The organism is Intestinibacter sp. (assembly GCF_034113885.1).
Classification (GTDB): domain Bacteria; phylum Bacillota; class Clostridia; order Peptostreptococcales; family Peptostreptococcaceae; genus Intestinibacter.
On record NZ_JAXEWM010000209.1, the window covers coordinates 24,111 to 36,391 of the forward strand.

11 protein-coding genes are annotated in these 12,281 nt (G+C 31.3%); 6 read left to right on the forward strand and 5 right to left on the reverse strand.

Going from position 1 to position 12,281, the window contains the following annotated elements; all coding sequences use genetic code 11:
* Positions 1-107 precede the first annotated feature (107 nt).
* The 3 genes from SPD90_RS12870 (at position 108) to SPD90_RS12880 (ending at position 1,829) form a co-directional block, all read left to right on the forward strand.
* Complete coding sequence (locus SPD90_RS12870) at positions 108-680, forward strand: DUF3793 family protein (protein WP_320925489.1); 573 nt, start codon at positions 108-110, stop codon at positions 678-680.
* Positions 681-818: 138 nt separating this feature from the next.
* Entirely contained in the window at positions 819-1,196 is a 378-nt protein-coding gene (locus tag SPD90_RS12875) for a hypothetical protein (RefSeq protein ID WP_320925490.1), read from the forward strand.
* A 12-nt stretch (positions 1,197-1,208) separates the two neighbouring features.
* Positions 1,209-1,829, forward strand: a complete 621-nt coding sequence (locus SPD90_RS12880; RefSeq protein WP_320925491.1) for an HAD family hydrolase — start codon at positions 1,209-1,211, stop codon at positions 1,827-1,829.
* Between the two features lie 114 nt (positions 1,830-1,943).
* Here SPD90_RS12880 and SPD90_RS12885 read toward each other — a convergent pair whose 3' ends face one another.
* Entirely contained in the window at positions 1,944-2,633 is a 690-nt protein-coding gene (locus SPD90_RS12885) for a MalY/PatB family protein (protein WP_320925497.1), read from the reverse strand.
* Between the two features lie 44 nt (positions 2,634-2,677).
* Here SPD90_RS12885 and SPD90_RS12890 point away from each other — a divergent pair, with 44 nt between their 5' ends.
* The 3 genes from SPD90_RS12890 to SPD90_RS12900 all read left to right on the forward strand — a co-directional run bounded on the left by SPD90_RS12890 (position 2,678) and on the right by SPD90_RS12900 (position 5,121).
* Complete coding sequence (locus SPD90_RS12890; protein ID WP_320925492.1) at positions 2,678-3,397, forward strand: helix-turn-helix domain-containing protein; 720 nt, start codon at positions 2,678-2,680, stop codon at positions 3,395-3,397.
* Between the two features lie 132 nt (positions 3,398-3,529).
* Positions 3,530-4,318 (forward strand): HAD-IIB family hydrolase, encoded by a 789-nt coding sequence (locus SPD90_RS12895; protein ID WP_320925493.1) that lies wholly within the window; start codon positions 3,530-3,532, stop codon positions 4,316-4,318.
* 176 nt (positions 4,319-4,494) lie between these two features.
* Positions 4,495-5,121 carry an OB-fold protein gene (locus SPD90_RS12900; RefSeq protein WP_320925494.1) on the forward strand — a complete coding sequence of 209 codons (627 nt, stop codon included), beginning with the start codon at positions 4,495-4,497 and terminating at the stop codon, positions 5,119-5,121.
* 187 nt (positions 5,122-5,308) lie between these two features.
* Here the strand turns inward: SPD90_RS12900 and nifJ are convergent, their stop codons facing one another.
* The 4 genes from nifJ to aroB all read right to left on the reverse strand — a co-directional run.
* On the reverse strand, positions 5,309-8,842 hold the full coding sequence (nifJ, locus tag SPD90_RS12905) for a pyruvate:ferredoxin (flavodoxin) oxidoreductase (RefSeq protein WP_320626674.1): 3,534 nt from the start codon (positions 8,840-8,842) through the stop codon (positions 5,309-5,311).
* A 621-nt stretch (positions 8,843-9,463) separates the two neighbouring features.
* On the reverse strand, positions 9,464-10,027 hold the full coding sequence (pduL, locus tag SPD90_RS12910) for a phosphate propanoyltransferase (RefSeq protein WP_320626673.1): 564 nt from the start codon (positions 10,025-10,027) through the stop codon (positions 9,464-9,466).
* A 175-nt stretch (positions 10,028-10,202) separates the two neighbouring features.
* The gene (aroA, locus tag SPD90_RS12915) at positions 10,203-11,462 is read right to left on the reverse strand and encodes a 3-phosphoshikimate 1-carboxyvinyltransferase (protein ID WP_320925495.1); all 1,260 of its coding nucleotides are present in this window, start codon (positions 11,460-11,462) and stop codon (positions 10,203-10,205) included.
* Positions 11,455-12,281, reverse strand: an 827-nt coding sequence (gene aroB / locus SPD90_RS12920; protein WP_320925496.1) for a 3-dehydroquinate synthase, incomplete at its 5' end; no start/stop codon positions are given. The genes aroB and aroA, both read right to left, overlap by 8 nt.

The window sequence follows — 12,281 nt, forward strand, 5'->3', positions numbered from 1 at the left end:
TCAATATTAAATGATAATAATTCTTACTTAGTTATTTTTTTGAAAATACCTAATAATTTTCTTTATTTTTTTTAATAATAATTATTAGAAAGGTTGTGAAGTAAAATATGTTTCAAGCTAAATTAATCAAGTTTTGTTCCCCTACATTGGCTGGCTTTAAGACAGGCAATTTATTTAAATTTAAAAATAAATACAATATTTGTGTCGATAACATTTTGAAAGAATACAATAAAAATTACAGTAAAAAGGGTGTTTTCTTTTTCAAAGTATTTGAAAAAAATGACTATGCACTAATCTACGTATATAGACCTAATTATTTACTTCGCGACTTATCTTCTCCTAAAAGCAGCGAATTTTTAAAATTATACGGATATAAGCTAGATAATCTAGACAACATATTAGCACAGCTTAGATACCGCTTTGAAATACTTGAGTCGACACCCCACGAAATAGGTTTGTTTTTGAGTTATCCTTTTTGTGATGTCAAAGGATTTATAGATAATCAAGGCAAAAATTACAAATACTGCGGATGTTGGAAAGTTTACGATAATGAAAAAAGTACATTGCTCTACTTCGATAAGTGCAAGCAATGTACTAATCTGTACTGTCGTCTATTTAAATTCGGAATCCCTTTAGATAAATTAATTGTTTTTACCAATACCAATGTGGAATTAGCATAGCGTCAGGTCTTTTTATTCTTATTAAAATTGGATTCCAGCCCCCAAACTTATCTTTTTAAAAATAACTTTAGATTTAAACTGTATTATTATATAATTGTATATACAGAGAAAAAAGACATTTCAAGGGGGAATACAAAAATGGAAAATGGATTAATGAACAGTCGTATGATGGGATTTACAGATGTTAGAGGATTAAATATATTAGAAGATGCTATAGCTAAATTTCCTAATGAAGCTTATAGAGATATAGATTTACAAAAGAGCTTAGATCAATACGATTTATTTAGAAAAGAAGCCAACTTTGATGAAATATACGGAGATTCAGATAGACAAATGGATTTAGGAAACGGTAAAGTTCTTCATATATTTGAAGGACGTAAATTCGAATTAGCGTTATTCGATTCAAACGACGTAGCAATAACTTCTGCTACTATATTCGGTGGCGGATTTAAAACTTATCAAGAGGGAAAGCAATTAGAAGAAATATTTGTAGTTCAAGCTATTGAGCTTAAATAGGTTGGTGATACTATGTACAGAGTGGTTGCATTTGATTTAGATGGAACTTTATTAAATTCTGAAATTATAAATTTAAAAAGCCTTCAAAAATGCCTTGATATTTACTACAATATATCAGTTTCAATGGAAGAGCTTTTAGAACTTACAGGTAAATCCGCAAAGGATATATTCGAAAATTACGGAATATCAGATTATAAAACAGCTCAAGAGAGGTGGATTAGTGGATTTGATAAAATAATAGATCAAATCGAAGTTTTTGATGGACTGTTAGATATACTTACAGAGCTTAAAAATTTAGGTATGAAACTAGCGATCGTGACATCTAGAAAAAGACATGAATTAGATAAATTAGTATCTTACTTCAATCTAGGAGATTATTTTGACTATACTGTGTCTATAGATGATACCAAAAATCCAAAACCATCTGCTGAACCACTTAAAAAGCTTATGAAGCTTGCAGATTGCACCAACAAAGAAATTTTATTTATAGGTGACTCATATACCGATATAAAATGTGCTGAAAACAACGATACAGAATTTGGATTAGCTCTATGGGGAGCTAATCCCGAGCTGAAGAATCAGTGTAAAATTATTCTAGAAACGCCAGATGACGTCTACAATATAGTGAAATAATTAATTTTTAAAAAAAGCTCCTTTGATATATATCTTTAAAACTTATATCAAAGGAGCTTTTTAATTACATCTATCTATTATTCAAAAGTTCGCAAATTCTCTTTAATCCTTCCTCTAGCATAGCCAATCATACCCATCTGTATAAGCTGCCTGTGCTGCTACTACGCTCAATGGGTTTTCAAAATCATAATGTCTAGCTTTGTAGATAGATCTTATTTTTTCATTTGGTATTATTATGTTTGAAATCATAAATCCTGCCATATTAAATGTTTTACTTGGCGCCATACAAGTTATTATTTGGTCTGTATCTGGGAATAGCTTAGCTAATGGAGTATGTTTTTTGCCATTTCTAAGTAAATCACAGTGGATTTCATCAGATATAACCATAACATTGTTATCTAGGCATATTTGACCTACTCTTTTTAGCTCCTCTTCTGTCCAAACTCTACCTGATGGATTGTGAGGATTGCAGAATATGCATAGAGTCACTCTATCGTCTTTAGCCTTAGCTTCAAAATCATCAAAATCTATAGTATAGTAATTATCTTTTTCTATTAAGTCACTTGTCACAAGCTCTCTTTTATTAAAATCTACAGCATGTTTAAAATATGCATAAAATGGAGTCACTATAAGAATTTTTTCGTATTCATTTGTTATATAGTCTACAAGTTCGTATAGTGCAGGTATAATCCCGTTGCAAGTAACTAGATGTTCTTTTTCAAAGCCCCAATCATAAAGCTTTTTGCACCAACCATTAAAGGCTTCATAATAAGCTGGATCGAATATCTTTGTATATCCAAATATTCTTTTTTAAGAAACTTTTATATCCGACTACAGGGAGGTACAATATGGAAGATTTATCTAATATAAATATCGAAATCGGCAAAAAAATAAAAAACATAAGAAAAGGAAAAAACATGACTATACAGGAGCTTGCAGATTCAATCAATAAAAGTAAATCTACTGTTTCTAAATATGAAAACGGTGATATCTCCGTAGATGTACAAACTCTATACGAAATCAGCAATGCTTTAAACGTTCATGTTGAACAGCTTTTGTATATAAGACCTAATATAGATAAAATACACAATAACAATATAGTAAATGCTTTTTTTAGAAATTCCAGCAAGTTTTACTCCTATATATACGACGGCAGAAGCAATGAAATTATAAAATGTGTGATAGATATTATAGCCCATACAGAGGATCTAAGCTACAAAACTATGCTCTACATGAATGTCAAGGATTTTGACAACTACCAAAACTGTGAAAACACATATTATGGATTCACAAAACACTACGATACGCTTACATCTATGATACTACAAAACCAAGCAACGCCTTTAGAACAAATTTCTATAAATATATTGGCATCATTTTTAGATACTGATAAAATATGGGGGCTTATGTCGGGTGTTTCGTTCAGACCTTTTATGCCAATTGCTCTAAAAATGCTATTTAGTAAAAAACCTTTAGAAGAAAATAACGACCTAGCGAAGGAATTAAAAATTTCAAAGGATGATATCAAGCTTATGAAGCTCTACAATATGTTTACTGTGACACAGTAAAATTTCATAAATTTTCAATCTCATATTGAAATTTACAATATTAATTGTTGTATTTTTTTATAATATAATTAAAGTAGACATAATTATATAAATTTTTGTGAAATTAGAACTTTTATATTGGGAGGATAATTTATGGAAAATAAAAATTTTAAAAAAAAATATTTCTTCTTCGACATCGACGGAACACTTGCAGTAGGTAATCCAGGAAAATATATTCCTGAATCAGCTAAAACCGCAATTGAAAAATTAGAAAGCCAAGGACATTTTTGTGCAATCGCAACTGGAAGAAGCCAAGCTATGGCATTTGATTATTGCAATGAAATTGGATTTAAAAATATGGTAAGCGACGGTGGAAATGGTATAACTATTGACAATAAGTTAATAAAAATAGATCCTCTAGATAGAGAAAGTGTCGTTAAATTAATAAAAGAATGTGATAAAAAAGGTTTTTCTTGGGCGATTTCATACGATAACTCAAAGGTTAGATACTGTAAATCTCCTAAATTTGTAGAAGATACCCAAAACGACGATTATATGGAAACAGCTGTAGACGAAAGCCTAGATATAGATAAAATAGACATTATTTACAAAGCTTATATAGCATGTACTTTAGAAAACGAGCATCAATTAGAAAATCTCCAAAACGTACCTTTCGCTCGCTATCAAAATACTTATGTTTTTGTTGAACCAGACGACAAATCTGTAGGAATAAAAAGTGTACTAGATTACTATAACGCTCCATACGAGGATGCAGTTGTATTTGGCGACGGCAAAAACGACTTAAAGATGTTTACAGATGAATGGACTTCTATCGCAATGGGAAATGCAATCGATAAACTAAAAGAAAAAGCTACATTTGTGACAAAGGATGCAGCAGATGATGGTATAGCTTATGCTTGTAAATATTTTAATTGGATATAATAGGAACTTAATAATTTGATATAGTAAATATTTATTAATTAATATTTTATATAAAATACAGATTGTGAGAAACTTACAGTCTGTATTTTTTTGGTTACAATTTTGTTTGTTGCTATTTAGCACTATATCGATTATGTTTTTTGTAAGGAGTATTATTTTTAAGGGGGAAAATAATCATGATGATGAAGGAATATAAAAGATGTAAATACTGTAGTATGGAAATGGATAAATCAGCGATAAAATGTCCTCACTGTAACAAAGTTCAAGCGACGAAATTTTCTATTAGCGGTAAATCTGAAAATTTAGTAATTGTATTGTTGATAATAGTTGCCATAATAGTCGGATTTTCATCTAAATTCTCCAATATACAAAATTCTCTAGTCTCCGTTACAAATTACTTTGAAACATCAGAAGCATTACAAGAGTTTCAACGAATAATTGCTTTTTTTGATGACGAGGATTATGATGACGGATATGAGGACTATATAGAAGTATATGCTGAAGACTTTGTTTATGATTTTGAAAATGACTATAATGATGCATACGACTATTATTCTGATTCTACTATAGAAATGACAGGCGAAATAAAAAAAATCGAAAGTGATTCTAACGGTGTATATGTATACTTAGATACTTATGGCTCTGAATACTCAATATATATCTGCATTTCAGCAGATGATACAGATGATGTAGATTATGTAAGTTCATTAGAGCCTGGCGATTATATAACTTATATGGGTGATTTTTATCATGATAGTTCATCTGAATACGAAATGTATTTGATAAATGGATATATTGTATAATAAAGTCAAAAACAGATAAGTTTTTCTTTAATACTTTTTTAAATACTTTTCAAACACAAAATATGGCGAGTCATAAGACTCGCCATACCTTTATTTAAATTTATTACAATCTAAACTTATTTTTCACAATTTAAATTGATTTTTAATCTAAATTCAATCCTTCAAATTATCACTAATTCAACCAATCTTATTGATTAGCTAATCTCTTATAGCTTTCTAATCTTTCGTTAGCAAGTTCTTCAGCTCTAGTGAATAATTCTTCAGCTTGTTCTGGGAATTGTTTAGCTATAGAAGCATATCTTACTTGTCCCATTATGAAATCTCTGAAGCTTTCAGTTGGTTCTTTAGAATCTAATGTGAATGGATTCTTACCTTCTGCTTTAAGTTCAGGATTATGTCTGTATAAATGCCAGTATCCGCATTTAACTGCATCAGCTTCGTTTTGGATAGATTTACCCATACCACATTTTAATCCATGGTTTATACATGGAGCGTAGCATATGATTAGAGATGGTCCATCATAAGCTTCAGCTTCTACTACAGCTTTAACAAATTGGTTATAATCAGCACCTATAGCAACTTGAGCAACATATACGTTACCATAAGATATAGCCATCATGCCTAAATCTTTCTTTCTAGATCTCTTACCTGCAGCAGCGAATTTAGCCATAGCAGCAAGTGGAGTAGCTTTTGAAGATTGTCCACCAGTATTAGAGTAAACTTCTGTATCGAATACTAATACATTTATGTTTTCTCCTGAAGCTAATACATGGTCAACACCACCGTAACCGATGTCATAAGCCCAACCGTCTCCACCAAGGATCCATTGAGATCTCTTAACTAGGTAGTCTTGTCTAGATTTTATACTAGCAACTAGAGCTTTAGCTTCTTCTTTTTCTGGGTTAGCTTTTTCTAATAATTCAACAACAGCTTTAGAAGCTTCAACTGAAGCAGCACTGTCTTCTTTAGCATCTATCCAAGCGTTTAATACTTTTGCACAGTCTTCACAACCACAAACATCTATTAAAGCTTTCATATCGTCTTCAAGTTTGTCTCTCATTTGTTTAACTGCAAGTCTCATACCTAAACCATATTCAGCATTGTCTTCAAATAAAGAGTTTGCCCAAGATGGACCTTTACCTTCATGGTTGCAAGTATATGGAGTTGAAGGAGCAGAACCACCCCAAATTGATGAACAACCAGTAGCATTAGCTATCATCATTCTATCTCCAAATAATTGAGTTACTAATTTGATGTATGGAGTTTCACCACATCCACCACAAGCACCTGTGAATTCAACAAGTGGTTGTTTGAATTGGCTACCTTTTACAGTCTTATCGTTCATTAAGTTACCTTTTGGAGCAACTTTCTTAGCATCAACAGCATAAGCCCAGTTAGGAACTTGTACTTCTTGGCTTTCTAATGGTTTCATTACTAATGCTTTTTCTTTAGCTGGACAAACGTCAGCACAGTTTCCACATCCAGTACAGTCCATTATACTAACTTGCATTCTGTATTTTAATCCTTTTAATTCTTTACCTTTAGCGTCAACAGCTACGAATGCTTCTGGAGCAGCAGCTACTTCTTCATCAGTTAAAAGAACTGGTCTTATACAAGCATGTGGACAAACGAATGAACATCTATTACATTGGATACAGTTATCTGGTTGCCATTCAGGAACGTTAACTGCAGTACCACGTTTTTCGTAAGCAGCTGTACCACATGGGAATGTACCATCTTCGTATCCTAAGAATGTAGATACTGGAAGGTCATTACCTTTTTGAGCTACCATTGGTCTTAATATGTTTTTGATGAATGCTGGTTCTTCAACTTCAGCTTTAGGAGCATCTACAGCTTCAGCCCAGCTAGCTGGAACATCAACTTTTACTAATGAATCTATACCAGCGTCAACAGCTTTGTAGTTCATGTTTACTATAGCTTCACCTTTTTTACCGTAAGCTTTAACTATAGATTCTTTTAAGTATTTAACAGCATCGTCTACTGGTATTATGTCAGCTAGTTTGAAGAAAGCAGCTTGACATATCATGTTTATTCTGTTTCCTAATCCTATTTCTTGTCCTAATTTAACAGCGTTTAATGTATAGAATTGTATATCATTTTTAGCGATATATTGTTTCATTTCAGCTGGTAAATGTTCTTCTAATCCTTCAGCGTCCCATATAGTATTTAATACGAAAGTTCCGCCTTTTCTAAGTCCTTTTAATAAATCATATTTGTAAACATATGATTGGTTATGACAAGCTATATAATCAGCTTCATCTAATAAGTAAGTTGATCTGATTGGAGTATCACCAAATCTTAAGTGAGACATTGTTATACCACCAGATTTTTTAGAGTCATAATCAAAGTATGCTTGAGCATATTTATCAGTGTGGTCACCTATTATTTTTATAGCTTGTTTGTTAGCTCCAACAGTACCGTCAGATCCTAATCCCCAGAATTTACATCTTACAGTACCTTTTGCAGATATTTTTATTGGTTCTGCAGCTGGAAGTGAAGTGTTAGTTACGTCATCAACTATACCTATAGTGAATCCGTTAGCTGGTTCATCTAATTTTAAGTTTTCAAATACTGCATGTAAGTCAGTAGGAGTAGTATCTTTAGAACCTAATCCGTATCTACCACCAACTATAACTGGAGCATTTTCAACACCTTTGTAGATGTTGCATATATCTAAGTATAATGGTTCTCCTAATGAACCTGGTTCTTTAGTTCTATCTAAAACTGCTATTTTTTCTACAGTTTTTGGCATAGCAGCTAAGAAATGTTTTGCAGAGAATGGTCTGTAAAGGTGAACTTTAACAACCCCTAATTTTTCTCCTCTAGCATTTAAGTAGTCTATTGTTTCTTCTAAAGCTTCTGTAACAGAACCCATAGCAACTACTACATGATTAGCATCTTCTGCACCATAGTAATCGAATAATCCATGTTTTCTTCCTGTTAATTCGCTTACTTTAGCCATGTTCTTTTCTACTATGTCTATCATATTGTCATAGTATTTATTAGAAACTTCTCTTGTTTGGAAGTAAATATCTGGGTTTTGAGCAGTACCACGAGTAACTGGGTGGTTTGGAGATAATGCTTTATCTCTGAATGCTTGAACAGCATCCATATCTATTAATTGTGCATATTCTTCATTTTCCATTAATTCAACTTTTTGTATTTCGTGTGAAGTTCTGAATCCATCAAAGAAATGTAAGAATGGTAAAGAACCTTCTATTGCAGACATATGAGCAACTGGAGCTATATCAGCAACTTCTTGAACAGATCCTGAACATAATAAACATGCACCAGTTTGTCTACAAGCCATAACGTCTTGATGGTCACCGAATATTGATAAAGCTTGAGATGCTATTGCACGAGCTGTAACGTGGAATACACCTGGTAATAATTCACCTGCAACTTTATACATATTAGGTATCATTAATAATAGCCCTTGAGATGCAGTAAATGTTGAAGTTAAAGCACCTGCTTGTAATGATCCGTGGAATGCACCAGCAGCACCTGCTTCTGATTGCATTTCAACAACTTTAACTTGTTGTCCGAATACATTTTTTCTTCCTTGAGAAGCCCATTCGTCAACTAATTCAGCCATAGTTGAAGAAGGAGTTATTGGATATATAGCAGCAACATCAGTGAATGCATAAGCAACATGAGCAGCAGCTGTATTTCCATCTACAGTTTTCATAAATTTAGCCATTTTATTACTTCCTCCTTGTAAATAAGTAAATATTATTAATTAAAATAAGGTTTGCTATTATAATACTGTCTATTTTTTAACAAAATGTTTAAATGCTAAACATTACTTATAAATTTCTACATTAATTGTCAAATTCCTTCTAATTTTTTAAATTAATTAAAAATTTAAGTTTTTCATTAAAATACTTGTCTTTATATGTTATTTTTTGTTGTTTATCTAATTTTATTTTTAAAAATAAAGAGTTGAATTATTTTTTTACCCATATTATATTTTTTTTATAAATTAAATAAATCAAATAGCATACATGATAATTAGATAATTAACAATTGTCTAAATATAACAAATAATTAATTTACACTTTTGTTGTTTTTTTAATTTATTAAGTAATTTTTATTATTTATGCTTTAATTTATTAGCATTTTAATAAACATTTTTTGGAAATCTAAACTCGATTGCCATATATTATGTTAGCACAGATAACGAAATTTTTAAAGTATTAATACTCTTTTCTTTTTTTTTTTAGTAAATTCCATTATTTAACTAAAAAAAAAAAGAAGTGTATACTATATACATACACTTCTTATTATTTTTTTAATCATATAATTTAATTAACTACGTTAATTATTTTATTAATTCTACTAAATCTCCATTTTTAACGCCAGCAGCGTTTCCTTCTTCTATATCAACGTGCATTTCTAAAGCAAATTTTTCGCTAGCTCTAACTAATACATTGTGGAAAGTTAATCCTCTTAATCCATCAGTTTTAACACTTACTACATCTTTATCTTTAACACCGAATTTTTCAGCATCTTCAAGACTCATATGTATATGTCTAGCAGCAACTATTATACCTTTTTCACATTCAACTTCACCTTTAGGACCTACTAATTTGAATCCTGGAGTTCCTTCAGTATCTCCTGATTGTCTAACTGGAACAGCTAAACCTAAGCCTCTAGCGTCTGCTAAAGAAACTTCTACTTGTGATTCTGGTCTAACTGGACCAAGAACTCTCATAGTTTGTTGACCTTTAGGTCCTACTACTGTAACTTTTTCTTCACATGCATATTGTCCTGGTTGAGATAATGCTTTAGATTGAGTTAATTGATATCCTTCTCCGAATAATGCATCTACATCTGCTTGGCTTAAATGTATATGTTTATTTGATAATGCTATTGGTAATTTCATAATAAAAACCTCCTAAAATATAGTTTAATTTTTTAATAACCGCAATTAAATTATATCTAAATTTGATAAGAAAATCAATTATTATAATACATTAGAATTCATTATCTTACAAATTTTTCACTTTATTTTTTTTAAAGATTATTTTTTTATACAAAATATTTTTATCTGTTATCTATTATTTATTTAAATTTTTTAATAAATCGAAATATCCTGGGAAAGATATATTTATACAATTAGTATCATCAAGTACTACTCTTGAATCACTAACTAAGTCTGCTATAGAGAAAGACATAGCAATTCTGTGATCCTTAAAAGTTTCTATAGAAGCTCCATGAAGCTTAGTCTTTCCTTTTATTATCATACCATCTTCTAACTCTTCTATATCTGCACCCATTTTCTTTAGATTATCTACAACAGTTTTTATTCTGTTACTTTCTTTTACTTTTAATTCTTGAGCATCCTTTATTATAGTTGTACCCTCTGCTTGTGTAGCAAGTACTGCTATTACTGGTATTTCGTCTATAAGTCTAGGGATTATAGTTTTATCTATTGTAGTTGCAGTTAAGTCTTTAGAGTATTTAACTAGTAAATCTCCTACTTTTTCTCCACCTACTATTCTCTCGTCTACGATTTCTATATTTCCATTCATACTTTTTACTACATCTATAATTCCAGTTCTAGTTTCGTTTAATCCTACATTTTTGATTAAAACCTCAGAGCCCTCGCTGATTAATGCTCCAACTATTATAAATGCTGCAGAAGATATATCTCCAGGTACATATATATCTTGATTGAATAATTCGTCTACAGGATTTACGATTATATCTAGTCCGTCTTCTTTTATGTCAGCTCCAAATGCCTTTAACATTATTTCAGTGTGGTTTCTTGATTTTACCTTTTCGTGGATTATACTTTGACCGTCTGCATATAAGCTAGCAAGTATTATAGCTGATTTAACTTGAGCTGAAGCAACTGGCATTTTGTAATCTATGCTGTGTAAATGTCCACCCTTAACTGTTATAGGTGTAAAGTTTGCATCGTCTTTTCCTGTTATATTACATCCCATCATTCTAAGCGGATCTGTAACTCTCTTCATAGGTCTTTTTCCTATTGATTCATCTCCAATTAGAGTTGATTCAAAGTCATTACCTGCAAGTATACCCATAATTAATCTTATAGTTGTACCTGAGTTACCTACATCAAGTATATCTGTTGGAGGCTTTAATCCCCTGATTCCATTACCCTTTATAAAAACATCTTTTCCTACAATATCTATGTCTACACCCATTTTTCTGAAGCAAGAAACTGTACTTAGGCAATCCTGCCCCATTAAAAAGTTACTTACTTTGTTATTTCCCTTTGATATAGCAGAAAACATTATTGATCTATGTGATATTGATTTATCCCCTATTAATTCAAAAGTTCCTCTAAGCATGTTTGCACCCCTTTATTACTTCTAAAATTGTCTCATCGTCTACATCGTTAAATAACTGTACCTTACCATGTCCTACTGGCAACATCATATTTATTTTTGAAAAGCTATTTTTCTTATCGCTCTTCATTATATTTAGTACTTCCTTTTCATCTGCCCCTTCAAATTCTGTAGGTAAATTGAATTTTTCACATATTTGTAAAAATTTATTATAGTATTCTTGATCTACTAGATTTTTCTTTAGAGAAAGCTTAAATGCCATGTTCATACCGATACTCACGGCTTCTCCATGAGCTATATGACAAAGCTTTTCAACTCCATGCCCAAAGGTATGTCCGAAGTTAAGGATTTTTCTAAGTCCGCCTTCCTTTTCGTCAGCTTCTACGACATTTGCTTTTATCTCTGCACATTTTTTTACTATGTATTTAAGTGCAGAGTCTCTTTTGTCTAAGATATCTTCACTGTTTTCTAGTAAATAATCTATAAATTCATAATCGTATATAAATCCGTATTTAACAACTTCACTCATTCCATTTCTAAATTGATCATCTGGAAGAGTTCTAAGAGCTGACACGTTTATAAATGTGAATTGAGGTTGATAAAATGCTCCTACTACATTTTTGTAAGTACCTAGATTTATTCCAGTTTTGCCCCCGATAGATGAATCTACTTGTGCTAAAAGAGTTGTAGGTACTTGTATAAAGTCAATTCCTCTCATATATGAGGCTGCAACATATCCTGATAAGTCACCTACTACACCACCGCCGACAGCAATTACTAGTGATTTTCTAGTAAGACCAGCATTTAATCCATGTTCTAGTA

Bases quoted from the DNA above. Each gene is read 5' to 3' on its own strand.
- SPD90_RS12870 (WP_320925489.1), top strand. From the start codon at position 108: ATGTTTCAAGCTAAATTAATCAAGTTTTGTTCCCCTACATTGGCTGGC.
- SPD90_RS12890 (WP_320925492.1), top strand. From the start codon at position 2,678: ATGGAAGATTTATCTAATATAAATATCGAAATCGGCAAAAAAATAAAA.
- SPD90_RS12895 (WP_320925493.1), top strand. From the start codon at position 3,530: ATGGAAAATAAAAATTTTAAAAAAAAATATTTCTTCTTCGACATCGAC.
- pduL (WP_320626673.1), bottom strand. From the start codon at position 10,027: ATGAAATTACCAATAGCATTATCAAATAAACATATACATTTAAGCCAA.
- SPD90_RS12900 (WP_320925494.1), top strand. From the start codon at position 4,495: ATGATGATGAAGGAATATAAAAGATGTAAATACTGTAGTATGGAAATG.
- SPD90_RS12880 (WP_320925491.1), top strand. From the start codon at position 1,209: ATGTACAGAGTGGTTGCATTTGATTTAGATGGAACTTTATTAAATTCT.
- SPD90_RS12875 (WP_320925490.1), top strand. From the start codon at position 819: ATGGAAAATGGATTAATGAACAGTCGTATGATGGGATTTACAGATGTT.
- aroA (WP_320925495.1), bottom strand. From the start codon at position 11,462: ATGCTTAGAGGAACTTTTGAATTAATAGGGGATAAATCAATATCACAT.
- nifJ (WP_320626674.1), bottom strand. From the start codon at position 8,842: ATGGCTAAATTTATGAAAACTGTAGATGGAAATACAGCTGCTGCTCAT.